The sequence below is a fragment of the Bradyrhizobium sp. CCBAU 45389 genome (assembly GCF_028128625.1).
Taxonomy (GTDB): Bacteria; Pseudomonadota; Alphaproteobacteria; order Rhizobiales; family Xanthobacteraceae; genus Bradyrhizobium; species Bradyrhizobium liaoningense_B.
Genome location: NZ_LBIY01000096.1, coordinates 201,878 through 225,241 on the forward strand (window position 1 = coordinate 201,878; position 23,364 = coordinate 225,241).

Annotated in this window: 19 protein-coding genes; 9 read left to right on the forward strand and 10 right to left on the reverse strand. The window is 64.5% G+C overall.

The window, feature by feature from the left end:
- Positions 1-346: 346 nt before the first annotated feature.
- The 4 genes from XH79_RS30825 to XH79_RS30840 form a co-directional block, all read right to left on the reverse strand.
- A complete protein-coding gene (locus tag XH79_RS30825) occupies positions 347-1,534 on the reverse strand; it encodes a 6-phosphofructokinase (protein ID WP_271584074.1) in 1,188 nt (395 codons plus the stop codon).
- 90 nt (positions 1,535-1,624) lie between these two features.
- Positions 1,625-2,776, reverse strand: coding sequence for a fructose-1,6-bisphosphatase (locus XH79_RS30830; protein WP_333938909.1), 1,152 nt, complete (start codon positions 2,774-2,776; stop codon positions 1,625-1,627).
- A 120-nt stretch (positions 2,777-2,896) separates the two neighbouring features.
- Positions 2,897-4,111 carry an ornithine--oxo-acid transaminase gene (rocD, locus tag XH79_RS30835; RefSeq protein ID WP_271584075.1) on the reverse strand — a complete coding sequence of 405 codons (1,215 nt, stop codon included), beginning with the start codon at positions 4,109-4,111 and terminating at the stop codon, positions 2,897-2,899.
- Between the two features lie 227 nt (positions 4,112-4,338).
- Positions 4,339-5,559, reverse strand: coding sequence for a cytochrome P450 (locus tag XH79_RS30840; protein ID WP_271584076.1), 1,221 nt, complete (start codon positions 5,557-5,559; stop codon positions 4,339-4,341).
- Between the two features lie 105 nt (positions 5,560-5,664).
- Between XH79_RS30840 and XH79_RS30845 the strand changes: the two genes are divergently transcribed.
- The 9 genes from XH79_RS30845 (at position 5,665) to cnbZ (ending at position 17,153) form a co-directional block, all read left to right on the forward strand.
- Positions 5,665-6,207, forward strand: coding sequence for a phosphonopyruvate decarboxylase (locus XH79_RS30845; RefSeq protein WP_183245564.1), 543 nt, complete (start codon positions 5,665-5,667; stop codon positions 6,205-6,207).
- Positions 6,204-6,794: a thiamine pyrophosphate-dependent enzyme gene (locus XH79_RS30850; protein WP_271584077.1), complete on the forward strand. Its 591-nt coding sequence runs from the start codon at positions 6,204-6,206 to the stop codon at positions 6,792-6,794. Before XH79_RS30845 ends, XH79_RS30850 begins: the two co-directional genes overlap by 4 nt.
- A gap of 143 nt (positions 6,795-6,937) precedes the next feature.
- Positions 6,938-7,639 (forward strand): TetR/AcrR family transcriptional regulator, encoded by a 702-nt coding sequence (locus XH79_RS30855; RefSeq protein WP_212343567.1) that lies wholly within the window; start codon positions 6,938-6,940, stop codon positions 7,637-7,639.
- 1 nt (position 7,640) lies between these two features.
- Positions 7,641-8,834, forward strand: a complete 1,194-nt coding sequence (locus tag XH79_RS30860) for an efflux RND transporter periplasmic adaptor subunit (RefSeq protein WP_212343568.1) — start codon at positions 7,641-7,643, stop codon at positions 8,832-8,834.
- Between the two features lie 68 nt (positions 8,835-8,902).
- The gene (locus XH79_RS30865) at positions 8,903-11,998 is read left to right on the forward strand and encodes a MexW/MexI family multidrug efflux RND transporter permease subunit (RefSeq protein ID WP_212343569.1); all 3,096 of its coding nucleotides are present in this window, start codon (positions 8,903-8,905) and stop codon (positions 11,996-11,998) included.
- 162 nt (positions 11,999-12,160) lie between these two features.
- Positions 12,161-14,764: an ATP-binding protein gene (locus tag XH79_RS30870; protein WP_271584078.1), complete on the forward strand. Its 2,604-nt coding sequence runs from the start codon at positions 12,161-12,163 to the stop codon at positions 14,762-14,764.
- Positions 14,761-15,150, forward strand: coding sequence for a response regulator (locus XH79_RS30875; protein WP_018648152.1), 390 nt, complete (start codon positions 14,761-14,763; stop codon positions 15,148-15,150). Before XH79_RS30870 ends, XH79_RS30875 begins: the two co-directional genes overlap by 4 nt.
- Entirely contained in the window at positions 15,147-16,397 is a 1,251-nt protein-coding gene (locus XH79_RS30880) for an adenylate/guanylate cyclase domain-containing protein (RefSeq protein ID WP_212343571.1), read from the forward strand. The genes XH79_RS30875 and XH79_RS30880 overlap by 4 nt, the downstream gene beginning before the upstream one ends.
- Positions 16,398-16,406: 9 nt before the next feature.
- The gene (cnbZ, locus tag XH79_RS30885) at positions 16,407-17,153 is read left to right on the forward strand and encodes a 2-amino-5-chloromuconate deaminase CnbZ (protein WP_271584079.1); all 747 of its coding nucleotides are present in this window, start codon (positions 16,407-16,409) and stop codon (positions 17,151-17,153) included.
- Here the strand turns inward: cnbZ and XH79_RS30890 are convergent.
- Genes XH79_RS30890 through XH79_RS30915 form a run of 6 tightly spaced genes read right to left on the reverse strand, consistent with a single transcriptional unit; the run spans position 17,150 to position 23,360 of the window.
- Positions 17,150-18,040 carry an ABC transporter permease gene (locus XH79_RS30890; RefSeq protein ID WP_271584080.1) on the reverse strand — a complete coding sequence of 297 codons (891 nt, stop codon included), beginning with the start codon at positions 18,038-18,040 and terminating at the stop codon, positions 17,150-17,152. The two genes, cnbZ and XH79_RS30890, sit on opposite strands and share 4 nt — an antisense overlap.
- A gap of 4 nt (positions 18,041-18,044) precedes the next feature.
- The gene (locus XH79_RS30895) at positions 18,045-18,986 is read right to left on the reverse strand and encodes an ABC transporter permease (protein WP_271584081.1); all 942 of its coding nucleotides are present in this window, start codon (positions 18,984-18,986) and stop codon (positions 18,045-18,047) included.
- A gap of 31 nt (positions 18,987-19,017) precedes the next feature.
- Entirely contained in the window at positions 19,018-20,541 is a 1,524-nt protein-coding gene (locus tag XH79_RS30900) for an ABC transporter substrate-binding protein (RefSeq protein ID WP_271584082.1), read from the reverse strand.
- 40 nt (positions 20,542-20,581) lie between these two features.
- Entirely contained in the window at positions 20,582-21,664 is a 1,083-nt protein-coding gene (locus tag XH79_RS30905; protein WP_271584083.1) for an ABC transporter ATP-binding protein, read from the reverse strand.
- Positions 21,664-22,653 carry an ABC transporter ATP-binding protein gene (locus XH79_RS30910; RefSeq protein ID WP_271584084.1) on the reverse strand — a complete coding sequence of 330 codons (990 nt, stop codon included), beginning with the start codon at positions 22,651-22,653 and terminating at the stop codon, positions 21,664-21,666. Before XH79_RS30910 ends, XH79_RS30905 begins: the two co-directional genes overlap by 1 nt.
- Positions 22,650-23,360 carry a DUF1028 domain-containing protein gene (locus XH79_RS30915; protein ID WP_271584085.1) on the reverse strand — a complete coding sequence of 237 codons (711 nt, stop codon included), beginning with the start codon at positions 23,358-23,360 and terminating at the stop codon, positions 22,650-22,652. Before XH79_RS30915 ends, XH79_RS30910 begins: the two co-directional genes overlap by 4 nt.
- Between the last annotated feature and the right edge of the window lie 4 nt (positions 23,361-23,364).

Genomic DNA, 23,364 nt, shown 5'->3' on the forward strand with positions numbered 1-23,364 from the left:
GCGGCGCCGCCGGACGGGCCATGGCCGGTGGTGCTGCCGGACGTGCCGCCGGCGCTGCGGCTGGGCCGGGTGGCCCGCCTCTTCCATGTCCCTGGCCGGGTCCCTGGGCGAGCACACCAATGCTCGCCGTCAGCATCGAGGCACCAACTAAAACAGCCGTCAGGCAAACGCCACGCGGAAGCATGATCGTAGCTCCCAGCTCGTAATCGCCCACGAATTTCAACGCGCAGCTGGCGGAATCGTTCGTTGTTGGCCACGGCCGGCCTTGCGATCTTCCGACGCAGGCGGCCTCAAAGATTCTGCGTCAGGTGGTGGCGAGCCGCTCCGGCGCGCCCGGTCCGGCACGCTAGGACGCGCGGTTGAGAAAGATCGGCAGCCCCTGCTTGTTGGCGTAGATGGGGCGGTAGCGCTCCGTGTTGTAGCTGCTCGCAACGTCCAATTTGCGCGGCCCGAGCTTGGCGTCGGGGATGGGCACGAGGTCGTAGCGGCCCTCGACCAGCGCCGACATGAGGCCGGTCTTGCCTTCCAGCATGGCATCATAGGCCATGTTGCCGAAAGTCAGGGCCACAAGCTTGTCGATGAAGTCCGGATCGCCCGATCGCAGATCGTAGGTGAGATCGGAGATGATCGTCTCCTCGCCGGTGCGCTGCTTGATCTCGTCGGCAAGCGATTCCGCCACGTTGGCCTTCTTGCGGTGACCGTAGGCGTCAGGCTCGCCGTATTCCCGCAGCTTGTAGCCTTCCCACTGAGCTCCCTCGCTGAGCACGATCAGCGCGTAGTTGCTTGGATTGGCGCGCTTGTCCGCGATGAGCAACTGGATCAGCTTGTCGAGGTCGACCTTATACTCGGGTATGACGCATCGTATCGAGGTCGCATACGCGGTGTAGAGTGCCGTAAATCCGGCATCGCGGCCAAAGACGCGGAAAATGCCAATTCGCTCATGCGAGCCGACGGTGGTGCGCTGCCGCTGGATGGCATCGCTGGCGCGGGTGATCGCGGTCGAGAAGCCGACGCAGTACTCGGTGTTGCGGACGTCATTATCCATCGTCTTCGGGATGGCGATGATCTTGACGCCGAGTTCGTTGAGCTTGGCCGCATAACTGAGCGTGTCGTCGCCGCCGATGGCGATCAGGTGTTCGATGCCAAGTCCCGAAAGGTTAGCGAGCACCCGGCTGGTGAGGTCCCACGTCTTTGCCGCGATGCCGCCATTGGTGCTCAGCGTGACTGGAACATCATTGCCGACGAGATGATCGGGCAGCTTTTGTATTTTGGAGGGATTGACGCGGCTCGAGTGCAGCACGGTGCCGCCGCGCCGGTCGATGGTTCGAGTGTTTTCACGGTTCAGCGGGATGACGTAGTGGGACCTGCTGTTTGGGTCGTCGAGGTTCAGGTGCGTGAGGGCCTCCCAACCACGGCGCAGGCCGACAACCTCGATGTCGTCCTCACTGCCGCGATAAGTCACGCTCTTGATGACTGCATTGAGGCCGGCGACGTCGCCGCCGCCCGTGAGAATGCCGATGCGTTTTTTGGCCATATCCACCTCCCGGATCGGCATGTCGTCAGAGCGCCTGCATCTGTCGATTGAACGGTGAACGTCGCTCCAGCTTCTGATTGGAGGCGGTCGCTACTCGGCCGCTTCCGGCTTGCGGTCCTCGCGCAGTCTAAAACGCTTCAGCAGTCCGGACACGGTGTCGCGGAAGCCGCCATATTCCAGTTCGGAATAGGGTAGCATGGCGGCGCCAGACCAGCCTTGGCTGCGCATCTCGATGGCCTTGCGCTGGGCGCGCCGGCGGACCTCATCCCACGCCGGGTTGTCGAAGAAATCGGTGTAGGACTCGGCAAAGCGGCCTTCCCTGTCGATCGAAAAGCCGACGCAAGAAACGATCGGCAGGCAGTACATGCCGGTAACGGGCGTGTTGAGTGGCACCGGCATGAGCGGCATCACATGCGAGCCGCGTGCATCGCCGCCGACGAAGTGCGCCTTGGCGAACGGTGAGACTATTTCCTCCGGAGCGGGAAAAATCCCCTGGTTCCTGACGATCGCGACTGGATCATCCTTGCCGGTGTACTTGCCTGCGATCGCGTGGAGGCGCTGTGCCGAAACGGCCGCGACGACCTCGCCATGGGTTCGAGAAATGATGCGATCGATGCCGAAGCGCTCGTTGTCGCGAAGCAGGGCGGCAATGTGGTAGCTGTCGGCGGGTGCGTCGAGCTCGATCAGGCTGTCGCCGGCTGTGTTGTCCATGTCGATGACATGGAAACGGAATCCCTTGATCATCGGAGGCAGCATCAGCCCGGCGCAGTACATGGGGTCGGCAAAGGCGAGATAGAGCGGCAGGTTGTAGGCGCCGGGGCCGCATTTGTCGGCCGCGAACACCATGAAGGACTCCGCAGGCCGCACGCCGGAGAGGCTGTGGTCGAAGCTGAGCTCGGCGACGCCTGGGCCGGCGCCGCGAATGTTCCCGGAAGGCGCGTCGGCGAGAAGATCCTGGCCAGCGCCATAGAGCCCGGAGGTTTTCGCGACCGAGGTGGCCGCGAGGAACGTCTTCCAGGCGAGTTGATGGACCTCGGAGCTTCCTTCGCCCCGTGTGTGCGTCATGATGATCGCAATGTCGTCGCCGGTGTGGCAGATGAAGCCGTCGATCAGCAGGCCATTGCAGATCGCCTTGGCAACCTCGCCCTCGACAGTCGCGATCATGCGTGAAGACGGTTTCGTATGCCCGCCAACGGAGCCAACGTCAGCTTTGATGACTGAAAGAGTGAGTCTCATGAGCATTTCTCCCGATCCGCGCAGCTCAACGCCTCCGGCCTCGGCGCTTGCTGCGCCGGGCACGGCGCTGCTCATTCGCGGACCAAAACGTCCGTCGTCCCGATAGGTTCCACGCACCAGGCAGCTTCAGGAGAAATCCTGCGTCAGGGTGGTGGCGAGCCGCTCCAGCGCCCAGTCGACCTGGTCGCTGGAGATCACCAGCGGCGGAGCGATGCGGATCGTTTGCTCATGGGTATCCTTGGCGAGGATGCCCTTGCCCTGAAGCGCCTCGCAGTAGCGGCGGGCGCGGCCAGCCTCGGGATGCAGCTCGACCGCCAGCATCAAGCCGCGCCCGCGCACCTCGCGGATGGTATTGGCGCGGATGTCTTTCAAGCCGTCCAGAAAGCGCGCGCCTTGCCTCGCCGCGTTCTCTATCATGCCTTCCTCGACCAGCACGCGCATCGCCGCGCGCGCCACCGCGCAGGCAAGCGGGTTGCCGCCGAAGGTCGAACCATGCTGCCCGGGTCTTAAAGTCCCGAGCACGTCGTTGTTCGAGAGCACGGCCGACACCGGATAGAAGCCGCCGGACAGGGCCTTGCCGAGCAGCGTCACGTCCGCCTCTATCCCCTCGTGCTGTTCGGCGAGCAGCTTGCCGGTGCGGCCGAGCCCGGTCTGGATCTCGTCGAGCACCAGCATCACGTTGTTGGCGGTGCAGAGCTCCCGCACTTTCGTGAAATAGCCGGCTGGAGGAATGACGACACCGGCTTCGCCCTGGATCGGCTCGACCAGGAAGGCGACCGTGTTTGGCGTGATGGCCTGCTCCAGCGCCGCGGCGTCGCCGAACGGGATGATCCTGAAGCCCGGCGCGAACGGCCCAAAGTGTCCATGTGTCTCGGGGTCGGTCGAAAAGCCGACGATGCCCAGCGTGCGTCCGTGGAAATTGTTGGCGCAGACGATAATCTCGGCCTGGCCGTCCGGCACACCCTTCACCTCGTAGCCCCATTTGCGGACCGACTTGATGGCGCTTTCGACCGCCTCCGCGCCGCTGTTCATCGGCAGCACCTTGTGGGAGCCGGTGAGCGCCGCGATCTCCTCGTAGAACAAGGCGAGCTGGTCGTTGTGGAAAGCCCTCGAGGTAAGCGTCAGCCTGTGTGCCTGTTCGACCATCGCCGCCAGGATCTTGGGGTGGCAGTGGCCCTGGCTGACCGCCGAATAGGCCGAGAGGCAATCGAGATAACGGTTGCCTTCGGTATCCCAGACCCAGACACCTTCGCCGCGCGACAGGACGACCCCGATCGGTGCGTAATTTTGGGCCCCAAAGCGTGCTTCCGTTGCGATGAAATCAATGACCGACGAGCTCATCTGCCGTCACTCCATTGCTGCGCGCGGGCGCGTCGTCCGACTGCACCGGCCGCCTTCAGCTTGATTTGGGTATCAGCCGGCCGCCTTGGAAGCCTCCCTGCGCCGATGGCGTGGCGCGGCCCGATTTGCCCGAAACGTCAGATGGTTCTGTGGAATCACAGGGCGTCGTTCACCGATCCGGCTTCTACTGTGCATGGGGTTGTTTTCGACATTTTTGTTTTGGGCCCTCAGCCAAGCGCGCACGGCACTCTCAAAAAGCCGCGGAACCGCACCCGTCCGCCCCGTACCGGCTGGCCGCTGACGGCATAGTTCGGGAAGCGCGCCAGGAAGCGCGAGATCGCAATGGCCCCTTCCAGCCGCGCCAGCGCCATGCCGGCGCATTGATGCGCGCCGGTGGCGAAAGCAAGATGCCGGTTCGGCGTCCGCGCGATGTCGAAACGCTCGGGGTCGGGAAACTGCGCGGGGTCGCGGTTGGCAGCACCAATGCACAGCGTCACCGACGTGCCGGCCTCGAGCATGACGCCGCCGAGCTCGACCTTTTCCGTGGTCATGCGGTTGCCGAGCTGGTTCGAGCTCTCGTAGCGCAGCATCTCTTCGACCCCGGTCTTGATCATGTCGGGATTGTCGATCAGGCGCTGCTTCTGGTCCGGATTGCGGTCGAGCGCGACGAGGCCGTTGCCGATCAGGTTGGTCGTGGTCTCGTGGCCGGCATTGAGCAGGAAGATGCAATTGTGCAGCAGCTCCTTCTCGGTCAGCCGCTCGCCGTTTTCTTCTCCTTGGATCAGCCGCGTCAGCACGTCGCGCTCGGGATTGCCCGGCTTTGCGCGCCGCCGTGCCACCAGTGTTTCGAGATAGGCGAGGAAGTCCGTCACCGCCTTGTTGCCGCGCGCGGCGGCGTCCGTCGACACCACGGGTTCGAGTGCGCCCAGGATCGCCAGCGACCAGTCGCGCAGCGGCCCGCGTTCGTCATGGGGCACGTCGAGCAGATTGCCGATCACCTCGATGGGAATCGAGGCGGCGAAGTCCTCGATCAGCTCGCAAGCGCCCTTGGCGGCGATGGCATCGAGCAGGCCATCGACCAGCTTGATGAGATCGCCCTCCATCCCCGCGATCGCGCGCGGCGACAGCGCGCCCATGATCAGACGGCGCACGCGCGTATGCGAGGGCGGATCGTTGAAGACGAGGCTGGTGGTGTGGTGCTCGTAGAGCGGGGTGTCGCCGTATTTCGGTGCGAACTCGCGCTTCTTGTCCGAGCTGAACGATTTCGTGTTCTTGTAGGTGGTGACGAGGTCGTCGTAGCGGGTCAGGAACACGGTGCCGTTCGGCAGGCGCTTGACCGGCTCGTTCTCCCGCAGTGCACGATAAGTCGGATAGGGGTTGTCGTAGAATTCAGGCGTCAGCTTCTCGAGATCGAAGCTTGCCGCCAGCTCCTTCGCATCTGCGTTCATCCCGTTATACTCGCCGGTTAAAGCCGTTATGCCGTTTTTGTTGTTCTGGTCGGCGCATGCATGCGTCTACAGTCTTTGCACCTTGCTAGCCGACCGGACAGGAAAATGCACGCACGCGCTGACGCTGCCGACACGGTGCCGAACTGGCCCGACGATATTTTCGCGACCTTGCAACGCTTCGACGTCCGGCAGGTGCCTTACGTGCCCGATGCCGGTCATTCGAAACTGATCCAGCGCGTGCTGGACTCCTCCACCATGCGCGGCATTGCGCTGACGACGGAGGAGGAGGGCGTCGCGCTGCTCGCCGGCGCCTGGGCCGGAGGCCAGCGCGGCGTGCTGCTGATGCAGTCGAGCGGCGTCGGCAATTGCATCAACATGCTGTCGCTGATCCCGATCCTGCGCTTTCCCTTCCTCACGCTCGTGACCATGCGCGGCGAGTGGGGCGAGTTCAATCCGTGGCAGGTGCCGATGGGGTCGACCACGCAGGGCGTGTTCGAGCTCTCGGGCGTTCAGGTGCTGCGCGCCTCGCACGCGGCTGAAGTTCCCGCAGTGCTCGAAGCCGCCGCCTCACAAGCCTACAACGCGCTCACGCCCACCGCCGTCCTTCTGTCGCAGCGCCTGATCGGCGCCAAGGTTTTCACCAAATGAGCAAGGCCAACCTCCTCGACCGCCGCCAGGTGGTCTCCACCCTGCTTGCGGACCGCAAGGACGTGGTCGCGATCGGCGGCTTAGGCGCCTCCACCAACGACATGTGCGCGGCCGGCGACCATGCCCGCAACTTCTATCTCTGGGGCGGCATGGGCGGCGCCGCAATGATCGGGCTGGGTCTGGCGCTGGCGCAGCCGAAGCTGCCGGTGCTGGTGATCACCGGCGACGGCGAGATGCTGATGGGCCTGGGCAGCCTTGCCACCATCGGCCTGCAGAAGCCGGCCAATCTCTCGATCGCAGTGCTCGACAACGAGGCTTATGGCGAGACCGGCGGCCAGACCAGCCACACCTCGGCCGCTGCCGACCTCGTCGGCGTCGCCAGGGCCTGCGGCATCAAGGACAGCCAGTCGATCTCGACCATGGCCGAAGTCGAGGCCTTCGCGAGGGCCGTTCACGACGTGTCGGCGGGCCCGCGATTTGCCAATGTGAAGATCGACAGCGCCAATCTGGAGCGAATTCTGCCGACCCGGGACGGGACCTACATTGTCAACCGGATCCGCGCAGACCTCGGCTTCCAGCCGATCTAGGCGGTCTGCCCATTCCCCCGTTTCGGAGGTCCTGCACGCGATCCGTGCAGGCTGGATCAATTTCCACTAATTTCACACCGCACGCAGGTTGCGATGCAGCATAGTGCTTGACTTTTGCGTGGGTGAGTGCTTACTCACTAATCATGAGCTCATTGCGTATGACGAGCGACCTGAGGCGTCAGTTGATCCTCGGTGCCGCGAAACGCTGCTTTGCCCGCCACGGATATAACGGCACCACGACGAAGAGCGTGGCGGCCGCTGCTGCCATTTCCGAGGCGCTGCTGTTCAAGCATTTCCCGTCCAAGGCGGCGCTGTACGCCGAAATCCTCAGCGACGAATGCGAGGCGGACCCGGCGCTCATCGAGTTGCTCGAGCGGGAACCGTCGACGGCCACCCTGGTCGAGCTGATCCGCGGCATGGTCCAGCACTTCCTCCACATCGCCGACGGTCCTGACCAGGAAGAAGCGCAGCGCCTGCGACTGATGGCCACGAGCCATTTGGACGATGGCGAATTCGCCCGTCTGCTATATGCCAAAATCGAGAAGCTGATCGGGGCGGTCTTCCTCGCCTCGCTCGAGCGTGCGGTGGCCAGCGGTGACGCTCGACCCTGCGCCGGTGATCCGCTCAACCTGTTCTGGTTCGCACATCATGCGGTGATGACGGCGGCACTGACCAGGCTGCCGGCTGCGCCCTGTCTCGCTTATGGCAAGGCGAACGAGCTGGAGCGGCAGCTCTGTGAGTTTCTCCTGAGAGGTATCGGACTTAACGACGCCGCAATTGCTTCGCATTTGAGCCGCGATCAGGCCGCGGATGCGGGCAAGACGGCGATTGCAGAAAGTGCATGACATGAACATCGTAGCCGAACACAAGATTTCGGGCGAACCGATCGATAACAAGGCTCCCAAGCGTCCGGTCCGGCCGGTGCTGTGGTTCATCATCGTCGGCACGCTGCTCGCCGCGCTCGTCGGTGGTCTCGTCTGGTTCAATTACTTCCGCGGCCAGATGATCAAGCAGTTCTTCGCCAACAACAAGCCGCCGCCGACGGCAGTCAGCGCGGCCGAGGCGAAGTCGGAGATGGTGCCGAACCTGCTCACCGCGGTGGGCAGCCTCGTCGCCGTGCACCAGGTCGACGTCAGTGCCGACGTCAACGGTCGCGTCACCGAGATCAAGTTCGAGCCGGGTACGCGTGTCGAAGCCGGTACGCCGCTGGTGCAGTTCTTCGATATGCCGGAGCAGGGCGACCTCGCCAATTACAAGGCGCAGGCGACCGTCGCGCAGCTCTCGCTCGACCGCGCCAAGCAGCTCGCCTCGCGCCAGTTCGGTCCGCAGGCGACCGTCGACCAGGCGCAGGCCGCTTACGACCAGGCGCAGGCGGGCATTGCCAAGACCGAGGCGCTGATTTCGCAGAAGCTGGTGCGCGCACCGTTCTCCGGCGATCTCGGCGTCCGCAAGGTCGAGGTCGGCCAGTATCTCACGGCCGGCACCGCGATCGTCTCATTGACCGACCTGTCGGAGCTGTGGGCCAACTTCACGGTGACCGAAAAGGATTCCGGCAGCCTCAAGGTCGGCCAGACCGTTCGGCTGAAGGTCGACGCCTATCCGGGCCGCACCTTCGAAGGCAAGATCACCACGATCGAGCCGCAGATCGCGACCGACACCCGCAACATCCGGGTGCAGGCGACGATCGCCAATCCCGAGAAGATCCTGAAGCCTGGCATGTTCGTGACCACGACGGTGGTGCTGCCGGACAAGCCGGCGGTGATCACCGTTCCGGAAACGGCGGTCGACTACACGCTGTACGGCGACTCAGTGTTCGTGATCACCGAGAAGAAGGAAGAGGACGGCAAGACCAGCCTGTCCGCGGTGCGCACCTTCGTGCAGACCGGCAACCGGGTCGAAGGTCGCGTCGAGATCGTCAAGGGCCTGAAGGCAGGCGACAAGGTCGTCGCCGTCGGCCAGCTGAAGCTGCAATCGGGCGCGGCGGTCGCGATTTCGACCGACCCGGCTCCGCAGGTCCCGGCGCAGCCGCCGCGCTACTGACAACATCCTCGCGTGATCCGGCCCGGCCGGATCACGCATCTTGAGACAAAGAAATCGAGATCGCCGCGATGGCCTTTACCGATATTTTCATCAAGCGCCCGGTTCTGTCGGTCGTCGTCAGCCTGCTGATCCTGCTGATCGGCCTGCGCGCGGCGATGGTGCTGCCGATCCGGCAATATCCGAAACTGTCGAACACGGTCATCAACATCACGACCGTCTATCCCGGCGCGTCCGCCGACCTGATCCAGGGCTTCATCACCACGCCGATCGAGCAGGCCGTCGCCTCCGCCGAAGGCGTGGACTACATGACCTCGTCCTCGGTGCTCGGCACCTCGACGATCCAGGTGTACATCAAGCTGAACTTCGATCCGAACCAGGCGCTCACCGAGGTGCTGGCGAAGACGAACTCGGTCAAGTACCTGATCCCGAAGGAATCCAACGACCCGATCGTTACCAAGACCACGGGCCAGACCACGGCCGTGATGTATCTCGGCTTCTCCTCCGAGGAGCTGTCGGGCTCGGCGATCTCGGATTACCTGACGCGCGTGGTGCAGCCGGTGCTGTCGACGGTCGACGGCGTGGCCTCCGCCGATATTCTCGGCGGCCAGACCTTTGCGATGCGGCTGTGGCTTGATCCCATGAAGATGGCCGGCCGCAACGTGTCGCCGGCCGATGTCGCGGCCGCGATCACCGCCAACAACTTCCAGTCCGCGGCGGGGCAGACCAAGGGCTATCTGATCGTTTCCAACATCTCGACCAACACCAGCCTCACCGACGTCAACCAGTTCAGGAAGATGATCGTCAAGGCCAAGGACGGTGGCTTTGTGCGGATGGAGGACATCGCGACAGTCGAGCTTGCCGCGCAAAGTACCGACGCGAGCGTCGCCTTCAACGGCGAGCATGCGATCTTCATTGGTGTGAACGCGACGCCGCAAGGCAATCCGCTGACGCTGGTCAAGGGCGTGCGGGCGCTGTTCCCCGAGCTCGAGCGCAATCTGCCGCCCTCGATGAAGATGAAAGTCGCCTACGACTCGACCAAGTTCATCCAATCCTCGATCGACGAGGTGGAGAAGACGCTGGGCGAAGCCGTGATCATCGTGATCGTGGTGATCTTCCTGTTCCTGGCCTCGCTGCGCTCGGTCATCATCCCGGTCGTCACCATTCCGCTGTCGATGATCGGCGTCTGTACCTTGATGCTGGCGCTGGGCTTCAGCTTCAACCTGCTGACCTTGCTCGCGATGGTGCTCGCGATCGGCCTCGTGGTCGACGACGCCATCGTGGTGGTGGAGAACATCCACCGCCATCTGGAAGAGGGGAAGACACCGGTACAGGCGGCGATGGAAGGCGCGCGCGAGATCGTCGGCCCCGTGATCTCGATGACGATCACGCTCGCCGCGGTGTACGCCCCGATCGGTTTCCTCGGTGGCCTGACCGGCTCGCTGTTCCGCGAATTCGCTTTCACGCTCGCCGGCTCGGTGATCGTGTCGGGCGTGATCGCGCTGACGCTGTCGCCGATGATGTGCTCGGTATTGCTGAAAAACACCGAGGAGGGCCGCTTCGCCAAGCTCGTCAACAAGGTGTTCGGCGCGCTGACGCGCTGGTACGGCCGCAGGCTCGACCGCTCGCTCGACTACAAGGCGATCACCGGCCTGTTCGCGATCACGATCCTCGGCCTGGTCGGCTTCCTCTATATGCACACCTCGAAGGAGCTGGCGCCGGAGGAAGACCAGGGCATCGTGTTCGCGGTGACCAAGGCACCGAAATACGCCAACATCGACTATGTCGATTATTACGGCGACAAGCTCGACAAGGAATTCCAGAAATTCCCCGAGACTGACCTGCGCTTCGTGCTGAACGGCATCAACGGCCCGCAGGGCGGCATCGCCGGCATGCTGCTCAAGCCGTGGGAGGAGCGCAAGCGCTCGTCGATCGCCTTGAAGCCGCTGGTGCAGGCCGAGCTTTCCAAGATCGAGGGCGTGCAGGCCTTTGCATTCAACCTGCCGCCGTTGCCGGGTGGTCCGGGCGGTCTGCCGGTGCAGATGGTCATTAACTCGACTGCGAGCTACCAGACCGTCTTTGAGCAGATGGAGAAGCTGAAGGACTCTGCGCGCAAGAGCGGCATGTTCATCGTCTCCGACAGCGACCTCGCCTACAACCAGCCTAACGTGAAGATCACGATCGACCGTAGCAAGGCGCAGGATCTCGGCGTCAACATGCAGAACCTCGGCTCTACGCTCGCGGTGCTGCTCGGCGGCAACTATATCAACCGCTTCAACCTCGAGGGCCGATCCTACCAGGTGATTCCGCAGGTACCGCGCGGCCAGCGGCTGTCGCCGGAATCGCTCGGCGGCTATTACGTGACGACGAACACCGGCCAGCAGCTTCCGCTGTCGACGGTGGTCTCGATCAAGACCACGACCGACCCGAATTCGCTGACGCACTACAACCAGCTCAACTCGGCGACGTTCTCGGCCGTGCCGATGCCGGGCGTGACGGTGGGTGCAGCGGTCGACTTCCTCGAAGGCGAGGCCAAGAAGCTGCCAGCCGGCTTCAGCCACGACTATCTGGCTGACAGCCGGCAGTACGTGCAGGAGGGTAACCAGCTCGCGATCACCTTCGGTTTCGCGCTGATCATCATCTTCCTGGTGCTGGCGGCGCAGTTCGAGAGCCTGCGCGATCCGTTCGTGATCATGATCTCGGTGCCGATGGCGATCGTCGGCGCGCTGATCCCGCTGTTCTTCGGCGTGGCGACCATGAACATCTACACCCAGGTCGGTCTACTGACTCTGGTCGGCCTGATCACCAAGCACGGCATCCTGATGGTGGAGTTCGCCAATGAGCTCCAGGTCAAGGAGCGGCTCGATCGCCGTTCGGCCATCGAGATGTCGGCCCGCATCCGCCTGCGGCCGATCCTGATGACCACGGCCGCGATGGTGACCGGCCTGATTCCGCTGCTGACCGCGACCGGCGCCGGTGCGGCCAGCCGCTTCTCGATCGGTCTGGTCGTCGTAGCCGGCATGTCGATCGGCACGCTGTTCACGCTGTTCGTGCTGCCCGCGGTCTACGTGGTGCTGGCGACCGACCATCGCGCGGCGGCCGACTCCGAGCGGAACAAGCAGGTCAACGAGATCGACCTCGGGACCAAGGCGCTGCGCCCGACCTGAGGCCGCAAGCAAGCCAAATCGGAGGGCGGCAGCGGCGGGTCCGCTGCCGCCCTTTTTCGTTAGGTCCCGGCCCGGCCCCGTCAGGCGGCTGCAGTCATTGGACTGGGCCCTCGGCCGCGCAGGCGAGAGACAAGGTCGGGTCTTCTTGCTAGTTTCCGCGGGATGACCCTCTCCCTCAATCCCGACACACCGCAAGCCAGGATGTCGCCGCCCGCGGCCTCGAATGGCGTCGTGTCCGGCGAAGCGGCCGGGCGGGGGATCAGGACCCGGCTGTTCGCCAAATATGTCGCGCTGTTCGTGGCGGTCGTCGCGGTCGCGCTGCTGGCCAACGGGCTGTTCGAGGTGTTCTTCTATTATCGCGAGCACAAGGCCTCGCTGATCCGGGTTCAGCATGAGCAGGCCGAGGCGGCGGCGGCCAAGATCGGCCAGTTCGTCAAGGAGATCGAGAGCCAGCTCGGCTGGACCACGCAGCTGCCCTGGTCTGCGGGCTCGATCGAGCAGCGCCGGTTCGACGCACTGCGGCTCTTGCGCCAGGTGCCTGCGATCACCGAGCTCGCCCAGGTGGATTCGACCGGCAAGGAGCGATTGCGGGTCTCGCGGCTGGCGATGGACGCGATCGACAGCGGGCTCGACCTGTCGGCCGATCCAAAATTCACCGAGGCGGTCGCGCGCAAGGTCTATTACGGGCCGGTGTATTTCCGCAGGGACTCCGAGCCCTATATGACGCTGGCGCTGGCCGGCGCCCGCAAGGATGCCGGCGTCAGCATCGCGGAGGTCAATCTCAAGCTGATCTGGGACGTCGTGTCCCAGATCAAGGTCGGCGAGCACGGTCATGCCTATGTGGTCGGCCCGGAAGGGCGCCTGATCGCGCATCCCGACATCAGCCTCGTCCTGCGCAACACCGATATGTCGAACTTGGCTCAGGTGCGGGCTGCGCTGGCCGGCGATGGTGCCATCACCGACGCGCTATCCGAAGCGCGCAACGTCCAGGGTCAGAAGGTGCTGACAGCGTCGGCCCCGATCGCACCGCTGCATTGGACCATGTTCGTCGAGCTTCCGGTCGAGGAAGCCTATGCGGCGCTCTATGCCGCGTTGCAGCGGCTCGCGATCGTGCTGCTCGCTGCGTCGATCTTCGCGGTGCTGGCCGGGATATTCCTGGCGCGCCGCATGGTCGGGCCGATCCAGGCGCTGCGCAGCGGCGCCGAGCGGATCGGCAGCGGCGATTTCGCGCAACGCATCTCGATCAAGACCGGCGACGAGCTCGAGGGACTCGCGGACCAGTTCAACGACATGGGCGCGCGCCTGCAGGAATCCTATGCGGATTTGGAGAGGAAGGTCGAGCAGCGCACGGCGGAATTGAGCGAATCGTTGCAACAGCAGACCGCAACGTCCGAAGTGCTTCAGGTCATCTCCATCTCCCCCGGACAGCTGGAGCCGGTATTTCGCATCATGTTAGAGAACGCCACTCGTATCTGCCAGGCTGAGTTCGGGTCGCTTTATCTGCGCGAGGGAGACACGTTCCGCGCCATCGCGATGCACGGCGTCCCGGCCGAGCTGAAGGACGAGATCTACCAGAAGCCGACACGGCCGGCTCCGAACACCGTCATTGGCCGCATCGTTCGGACCAGGGAAACGGTGCATGTCGTCGATACGAGGATGGAGCCGGACTTCTTCGAGACGCCTCCCGGATACGACGGCCCAATACTGGCGCTACGCGCGGGAGCGCGGACACTGGTTGGCGTTCCCATGCTCAAGGACGGGGACCTGATCGGTGCCCTTCTGATCTACCGTCAGCGGCCTCTTGCTTTCTCCAGCAAGCAAATCGAGTTGGTGACGAATTTTGCGGCGCAGGCAGTGATCGCCATGGAAAATGCGCGCCTGCTCAACGAATTGCGTGACCGCACGGATGAGCTGTCGCGTTCGCTCGAGGACCTGCGCGCCGCGCAGGGCCGCCTGATCCAGACCGAAAAGTTGGCTTCGCTCGGTCAGCTCACGGCCGGCATTGCCCATGAGATCAAGAACCCGCTCAACTTCGTCAATAATTTCTCATCAGTGTCGACCGAGCTGATCGACGAGCTCAACGAGGTTCTGCAAACCGCTACGCTCGACGACAAGATCAAGGAGGAGGTCGACGAGCTGACTGCAATGCTCAAGGGCAATCTCGAGAAGGTCGTGCAGCACGGCAAGCGCGCCGATTCCATCGTCAGGAACATGCTGCTGCATTCGCGCCAGGGATCTGGCGAACATCGGCCCGTCGATATCAATGCGGTCGTGGAGGAGAGCCTCAATCTTGCCTATCATGGCGCGCGCGCCGAAAGGCCAGCCTTCAACGTCACGCTCGAACGCGCGTTCGACCCCGCCGCTGGCATGGTGGACATCTATCCGCAGGAGATCACGCGCGTTTTCCTCAACCTGATCTCGAACGGCTTCTATGCCGCGGCCAAGCGCAAGGAGGGCGCGGCGCAAGGTTTTGAGCCGACCCTGAGCGCCGCGACCCGAAGCCTCGGCGACAAGGTGGAGATCCGGATCCGCGACAATGGCACCGGAATTCCGCCCGAGGTGAAGGAGAAGCTGTTCAACCCGTTCTTCACGACCAAGCCGGCCGGTGAAGGCACCGGGCTCGGCCTGTCCATGAGCCACGACATCGTGGTGAAACAGCACGGCGGCACCATCGACGTGAGGACCGAGCCCGGTGTATTCACCGAATTCATCATCACGCTGCCGCGGACGATGGCAGCGGACGACACTTCCGGAGGCAAGACTTGAACGTTTATATCCTGGTTGTCGATGACGAGCCCGACGTCGAGCCGCTGTTCAGACAGCACTTCCGGCGCGATCTGCGTGCCGGCCGTTTCCAGATGGAGTTTGCGCCCTCCGCGGCCGACGCACTGAGGCGTGCCGCCGAGGTCCGCGATCCCTCGCTGATCCTGATCCTGTCCGACATCAACATGCCCGGCATGAGCGGGCTCGACCTGCTGCCGAAGGTGCGTGCCGACTATCCGCACGTTCCCGTCATCATGATCACCGCCTATGGCGACGCCGAGACGCGCCGCAAGGCGATCGAAAGGGGCGCCCACGGGCTTCTCACCAAGCCGATTGATTTTGCGCTGCTGCGCCAGGAGATCGATACGAGGCTCGAGCAAGCCGCATGACTGCGACCATCCTCTTCGTCGATGACGAGCCGGACCTCGAGGCGCTGATCCTGCAAAAATTCCGCAGGCAGATCCGCGACGGGCAGCTCGCCCTCATGTTCGCCCGCGACGGCATCGAGGCGCTCGAGGCGCTGGAGCAGAATCCGCACATCGACATGGTGGTCTCCGATATCAACATGCCGCGGATGGACGGTCTTTCGCTGCTGGCGAAGCTCCAGGAGGCCGAGGAGAAGAAGTCGACCATCATCGTCTCGGCCTATGGCGATATGAGCAACATCCGTACCGCGATGAACCGCGGCGCGTTCGACTTCCTGACCAAGCCCATCGACTTCGCCGATCTGGAAACCACGATCCAGAAAACCATCCGCCATGTGGAGATGCTGCGCGACGTGCGGCGGCGTCAAATGGAAGCCGAGCGCGCCCACGCCTCGCTGTCGCGCTTCTTCTCGCCGGAGATCGCAAGACGCCTGGCGGCGGATGTCGAAGGCGACGGCATGGAGGTGCAGTGGCGCGATGTCGCCACCCTCTTCACCGACATCACCGGCTTCACTTCGCTGGTCGAGACGGCGCCTCCGCAGACGCTCGGCCAGCTCCTCAACGAATATGTCGGCGGCATGACCGAGATCGTCTTCGCGCATGAAGGAACGGTCGCCAAGATCATTGGCGATGCGATCCAGGTGCTGTTCAATGCCCCCGGTGACCAGCCGGACTATGCGACGCGCGCAGTCGCCTGTGCGCATGATCTCGACGCCTGGGCGGAGGATTTTTCCGCGCGTTGGAGGGCGAAGGGCGTGAATTTCGGGACAACCCGCATCGGGGCCCATGCCGGCCCGGCGCTGGTCGGCAATTTCGGCGGCAACCGCTTCTTCGACTACACGGCCTATGGCGATACGATCAATATAGCGGCGCGCCTGGAGGCTGCGAACAAGCATCTGGGAACGCGCATCTGCGTCAGTGCCAGCGTGGCGAAGGAAGCCGAAAATTTCCATGGCCGTCCGGTGGGGGAGCTGATGCTGCGCGGACGCAGCGAGCCGCTGCGTGCGTTCGAACCGCTGCCGCAGCAAAGGTTCGAAGCGCCGGCGACGGCGCAATATTCCGAGGCCTTCGCCAAGATGGAGGCCGGCGATGCCGCCGCGATGCCGGCCTTTGCGGCGCTGGTCGGCATGCATGCCGACGATCCGCTGGCCGGTTTTCACCTGAAGCGCCTGCTCAACGGCGCCAAGGGCATTCGCATGCAACTGGAATAGGAGCCCGTCATGACGCGCGAATTCTCCGCCGGCAATTATCGTTTCATCCCGTCCGTGTTCCAGTATTCGGCCGGTGTGGCCGCGGACGAGGGCTATGAGATCGAGCGCGTCCGGTTCGATCGCCTGGTGCCGCTGGCGGAAGGATTTGCACTTGCGGCGAAGTTCATCCAGGAGGCGGGGCGTCCGTTGACGGCGTTCTGTGCCTGCGAGCTGCGCTCGCCCGCCGCCTTTAGCGAAGAGGGCTTTCGCGCGTTCAATCTGCACTATGTGAAGACGTTGTCCGAATGGGGCATCTTCGACGGCACCACCAATCCCGTGGCGCGCAGCAATGTCTGTCCCGAGATCGATCCGCCAACCGAGCCGTCGTTCTACGCGTTCTCGTTCACGCGCCCGACGCGGTCGAACGCGCCGAGCTTCGTCATCGCCGGCGGTGCCGAGGCGCGCGAGGGCAGTGGCACCTATGTCGAGCGCACGGTGCGCTATCGTGACCTCAGTCCGGGGGGCCTACGCGAGAAGGTGCGCTTCACCACGACGTCGCAGATGGAAAACCGGATGGCGGCCTTCGGCTTCAGCTGGAAGGACACGACCGGCGTGCAGGCCTATTCCGTGCACGACTTCCACCACGCGCTGGTCGACGAGCTCGTCCGCCGCGGCGCGCTGCGCTCCGGCCTGACCTGGCATTTCGCCCGGCCGCCGGTGGTCGATCTCGAATACGAGATGGATTGCCGAAGGGTGTTGCGAGAGGTGGTGATCTAGCGCTGCCTTGGGTCGAGGGCGTCGCGCAGACCGTCGCCGAGCAGGTTCAGCGACAGAACCACGAGGAAGATCGCAAGCCCCGGCCAGATCGCCATCCACGGCGCCTGGGTCAGGAAGCGTTGTGCCGCATTGAGCATGCTGCCCCAGGACGGCGCCGGCGGCTGCTGGCCGAGGCCGAGGAACGACAGCGCGGCCTCGGCGATGATGGCGGCGGCGATCGACAGTGTCGCCTGCACCAGCAGCGAGGGCAGGATGTTCGGCAGGATGTGCGAGAACGCGATCCGCCAGGGCGGGTTGCCGAGCGCACGTGCGGCCTCGACATAATCTTCGGCCTTGACGCTCAGCACCTGGCCGCGGGTCAGCCGGATGAAGATCGGGGTTGCCGAGATGCCGATCGCAATCATGGCATTGCCGAGGCTCGGACCGAGGAACGCGGCGAGTGCGATCGCCAGGATCAGGAACGGGCAGGCCAGCATCGCATCGGTGATGCGGCTGATCAGCGCGTCGGTGAAGCCGCCGCGATAGCCGGCAAGGAGCCCGAGCGGCACGCCGATGCCGAGCGCGATCGCGACCGAGATCAGGCCTGCGAGCAGGGAGGCGCGCGCGCCGTAGACGACGCGGCTGAGGATGTCGCGGCCGAGCTCGTCGGTGCCGAACCAGTGCGCCGCGGTCGGTGGCTTGCGCACCAGGCTCCAGCTCGTCGCGATGGGGTCGTAGGGCACGACGATGGGCGCAAGCACTGCGAGCGCGATGAACATCGTGATCACGACAAGCCCGAACACGGCGGCCTTGCGCTTGAACAGCCGCCGCCGCGCGCGGCGCGCCGGGCTGTCGAGCTCATAGGCTTGCGTGGTGGAGGGGGCAGTGGGCAGCGCGGCGTCGGTCATGGCGCTAGCCCCGCAGCCGCGGATTGACGAGGACATAGGCGACGTCGGCAACGAGGTTCAGCGTGATGTAGACGGTGGCCGTAACGAGCACGACTCCCTGCACGACCGCATAGTCGCGATTGAAGACGGCGTCGACGATCAGCTTGCCGAAGCCGGGAATGGAGAAGATCTGCTCGGTCAGCACGGCGCCCGACAAGAGCGTGCCGAGCTCGAGAGCGCCGAGCGTGATCACGGGCGTCAGCGCATTGCGCATCGCGTGCTTGAGGATGACGGAGCGCTCCGACAGGCCCTTGGCACGCGCGGTGCGGACATAGTCGCTTTCCAGCACCTGGAGCATCGCGCTGCGGGTATGCCGCATCAGGATCGCGGAGATCGCGTTGCCGAGAACGAAGGCCGGCATGATGGTGGCAGCCAAGCTCGCGCGCCAGTTCTCAGTGAGCGGCACGTAGCCCGAGGGCGGCAGCCAGCCGAGCTCGATCGAGAACAGGAAGATCAGCATGATCCCGAGCCAGAAGTTCGGCGTCGAGATGCCCCACAGCGCGAACAGATTGGCGCCATAGTCCCAGGCCGTGCCTTTCTTCACCGCGGAGACGATGCCCGCGGGAATGCCGATGCAGAACGCGATCAGGATCGCCATCGAGCCGAGCTGCAGCGTCACCGGCAGCTTCTGCGCGATCAGCTCGCGCACCGGCATCTTGTTGCGCAGCGACTCGCCGAAATTGCCTGTCAGCACGCCCTTGAGCCAATAGACGTATTGCACGGGGATTGGCTGATCGAGCTTGTATTGCTGGCGGATCTGCTCGATCACGGCGGGATCGCGCTCCTCGCCGGCCATCACCAGCGCGGGATCGCCCGGCAGCAATTGCTGCAGCGAGAAGATCAGCACCGACACGAAGAACAGTGTCGGCACGATCTGCGCGATGCGGCGGGCGAGGAAGTTCAGCATGATGCCGATCGTTTCGTGGGCGCTGTCGGGATCACTTGAACTTCAACCCGACCACGCGGACCAGTCCGTCGGGCATCTGCCGGTAGCCCTCCAGCTTCTTGGTGTGCGCGATCAACAGCGTGCGGTGATAGATGTAGATGATAGGAAGGTCGTCGAGCAGGGTCTTGGTCAGCTTGGCGTAGATCGCCTCGCGTTCCTCGACGTTGGATGTCGCGCGTCCTTCTTCCAGCAGCTTGTCGGCCTCGGGGTTCGAATAGCCTCCGTCGTTCTGCGGCGCCTTGCTGCGCATGAAGATGTAGGAGTTGCCATCGGGATCGATGCGGCCGCTCCAGTTGATCTGGAACACCTGGAATTCGCCGGCCTGTGCCTGCTTGAAGGTGGTCGCGAATTCGACGGCGCGAATCTTGATGTCGAAACCGGCTTCCGCGGCCATGGACTGCACGACCTGGGCGACGGCCTCATATTCGGTGCCCTTGGGGACCATGTAGTCGACGGTGATGGGCAGGCTGACGCCGGCTTCCTTCAGCAGCGCCTTGGCCTTGGCGATGTCGCGGCCCTGAATGGGAAACGCTTTCTGATAATAGGGGTGCGTCGGGCTGACCCACTGATTGCCCGGCGTGAACTCGCCGTTGAACACGACCTGGTTGATCGCCTCGCGATCGATCGACAGGCTGAGCGCCTGGCGCACCTTCGCCGATTGGCTGAGCGGCCCCTTGGCCTTGTCGTTGCCGATGTTGATGGTCAGGCCTTGATAGCCGAGCTCGGGGGCCGTCGACAGCACCAGCTTGGGATCGGCGCGAACGTCCTTGATGTCGGTCGCGAGCACGCGTTCAATCAGGTCGAGCGCACCGGATTTCAGGTTGGCAAGCCGCACGGTCGAGTCGATGATCGGCTGGAACACGACGCGGTCGATATGGATGTTGTCCTTGTTCCAGTAGTCGGCGAATTTCTCGAAGACCATGCGGTCCTGCTGGACGCGCTCGACGAACTTGTAGGGGCCGGCGCAGACCGGATGCAGGCCGAACTTGTCGCCGGCTTCCTTGGCCGCCTTCGGCGAGACCATCATGCCGGAACGGTCGGTGAGCTGGGCGATCAGGGGCGAGTAGGGAGTCTTCAGCACCAGCTTGATGGTGAGGGGATCGACCACCTCGACGTGGTCGACGCTGGCGAGCTCCGACTTGCGGAACGAGGTCGGCAGCGTCATGTGGCGCTCGAGGGAGAACTTTGCAGCTTCCGCATCCAGCGGTTCGCCGTCGTGGAATTTGACCCCCGGCCGGAGCTTGATCGTCATCTCCTTGCCGTCGGCCGACGTCTCGTGGGACAGCGCGAGCTGCGGCACGATGTTGAGCTTCTCGTCGATGTCGAACAGCTTGTCGCAGAAGGCCGAGAACACGATGCGGCCGACATAGGTGCGGCCGATGCTGGGATCGAGAATATCGGGGTCTTCGGCGATCCCGATGCGAAGCGTGGTCTGGGCTTGGACCTGGCTTTGGGCCGTGCCCACGAGCGACGTCAGCAGGGCCGACGCCAGGATGGTCAAACGCATGAAGCTCATCGCTCTCAACCTCTGTTTTATGGCTGCCGGGTCTCGTCCTTTACGAACTAACCCCGCCGCTGCGTGCTGCTTCCGGGCCGCCGCTGAAGGCGGCGACCAATTTTTCAAGAGCCGGCGAGAAGCCGCCGTCCGTCGGCACGATCGCCGCCGAGGACGGCAGGTCCGACGTTCGGTGGCAGGCCGTTGCATGTCCGATGCCATCCGCAACGAGCTGAGGCATTTCGCTGCGGCAGCGGTCGACCACATAGGGGCAGCGGGTGTGGAAGCGGCATCCCGGCGGTGGATTGAGCGCGCTGGGAATCTCTCCCTGCAGCACAATCCGGCTGCGCTTTGCCCGCGGTTTGGGCACGGGGATCGCGGACAGCAGCGCGCGGCTATAGGGGTGGCGCGGCGCGGCGAACAGCGCGTCGGCCTCCGCAGTCTCGACGATCTGGCCGAGATTCATCACCGCGACGTGGTCGGCGATGTGCTTGACCACGGCGAGGTCGTGCGAGACGAAGATGTAGGCGAGGCCGAGCCGGTCCTGGAGCTCGCGGAGCAGGTTGAGGATCTGCGAGCGGATCGAGACGTCGAGCGCCGAGACCGGCTCGTCGCAGATGATGAGCTTCGGTTCGACCGCGAGCGCGCGGGCAATGGCGATGCGCTGGCGCTGGCCGCCGGAGAATTCATGCGGATAGCGCCGCTCGAGCCGCGGCTCGAGGCCGACCAGCCGCAGGATTTCCGCAACCCGCTCGCGCCGCTGTGCGGGCGGCACCAGATCGTGCAGCGCCAGCGGCTCGGTCAGGATCTGGCCGACCGTCATGCGCGGATTGAGCGAGGCGTAGGGATCCTGGAAGATGATCTGCGCCTCGCGGCGGAATTTTCGGAGCGCGTCGGCATCCAGCGAGAGGAGATCGCGACCGTTGAAGCGCACTGTGCCCGCATCGGGCTCGATCAGCCGCAGAACGAGGCGGCTGACGGTGGACTTGCCGCAGCCGGATTCGCCGACCAGGGCCAGCGTCTTGCCGGCTTCCAGCGAGAAGGACACACCATCAACGGCTTTGACATGGGCCAGCGCCCGGCCGAACAGCGAGCGCTCGGCGACGAAATGCTTGACCAGGCCTTCGACTTCGAGGAGCGCCATCACGAGACCAGGAGTTCGAGCGGCGCGCGGATGCAGCGCGAGAGGTGACCAACGCTGATTTCGACCAGCGGCGGCGGCGCCTTGGTGCAGGCATCCAGCACGAAGGGACAGCGGGCGGCGAAGCGGCAGCCGGCGGGCGGCTGCGCCATGTTCGGCACCATGCCTTCGATCGTCGCCAGCTGCTCGGCGCGGTGGTCGAGCCGCGGGATCGAGCCGAGCAGGCCCACGGTGTAAGGATGCTGTGGCGCGGAGAACAGCTCATCCACCGGCGCGCGCTCCACGATCTCGCCGGCATACATCACCGCGACCTCGTCGCAGACCTCGGCGACGACGCCGAGATCATGGGTGATCAGGATGATGGCGGCGCCGCTCGCCGCCTTCAGCTCGCGCATCAGCTCCAGGATCTGGGCCTGCAGGGTGACATCAAGCGCGGTGGTCGGCTCGTCCGCGATCAGGAGGCGCGGATCGCAGGCCAGCGCCATCGCGATCATCACGCGCTGGCGCATGCCGCCGGAGAGCTTGTGCGGGTATTCGTCGATGCGCCGCTCGGGCGAAGGGATGTGGACGCGGCGCAGGAGGTCGATCGCCCGCTCCCGCGCGCTCTTTCGTGAGCCGCCGCGGTGACGCAGGATCGTCTCGATGATCTGGTCGCCGATCGTAAAACTCGGATTGAGCGAGGTCATCGGCTCCTGGAAGATCATCGCCAGCCGGTTGCCGCGCAGATCGCGCAACGTCTGGTCCGGGGTCTTCAGCAGGTCAAAACCGTCGAAGCGGATCGCGCCTGATATTTCCGCGCTCTGCTTCGGCAGCAGGCCCATGATTGCCAGCGAGGTCACACTCTTGCCGCAGCCGGATTCGCCGACGAGGCCGAGCGTGGCGCCATTGGCGACGCTGAGGTCGACGCTGTCGACGGCGTGGGTGATGCGGCCGTCGTCGCCGTGGAAGCGGATGCGCAGGTCCTTGATCTCGATGAGAGGACTTGCGCTCATGCTTGGCTTGCCCGTGCCGCTGCGATGCTGGCGTCGATGACGCTGCGATCGGTGTTGCCGGCCGGGTTCTGCCGCGTCGGCATGGACGGGCGGAAGTGAACCCAGAGCTCGTGGCTGACGCGCTCGAGCCGTTCGAGCTCGCCGAGCGGATCGGGATGGTCGTCGGCTCGAATATCCAGCGCCGGCCATTCCTCTTCGCCGTGGATCAGCAGCGCAGCCGATTGCTTGCCGCGCTTGTCGCCGCCGGCGGCTTCGCCTGCGCGCATCGCCGCAAGCAGGCGGCGCGGGAAGGGCAGGCTGTCATTGGCGATGTAGGTCTTCGCGGTCTCGTCGAGCACGTCGGCGCCGGCGAGCATGTTGCCGGCGATCGAGAAGCCGCTGCCCGCGATGTGGCCGCACCAGTCGACGCAGTCACGCCCGGTATGCGCCGCGATTTCGCCGCTGGCGTCCATGATGTGGACCTGGCGGCTCTCGCGGCCGTCGTCGGTCGCGAGCAGCGCAGCGAGCACGTCGTGGACGTTGAGGCCTTCACGCAGCAGCTTGACGCCGTCGATGCCGTAATAGGGATTGACGAAGGCCTGGGTCGCGATGGCGCCGAGCCCGGCCGCGATATAGGGCACGCGCGCGCCGACGGCGAAGAAGCGGGTCGCAACCGCGATGCCGAACTGGCCGGTGGCAGGGTCTCGCGCGATGATCGACCAGGTCATGTGC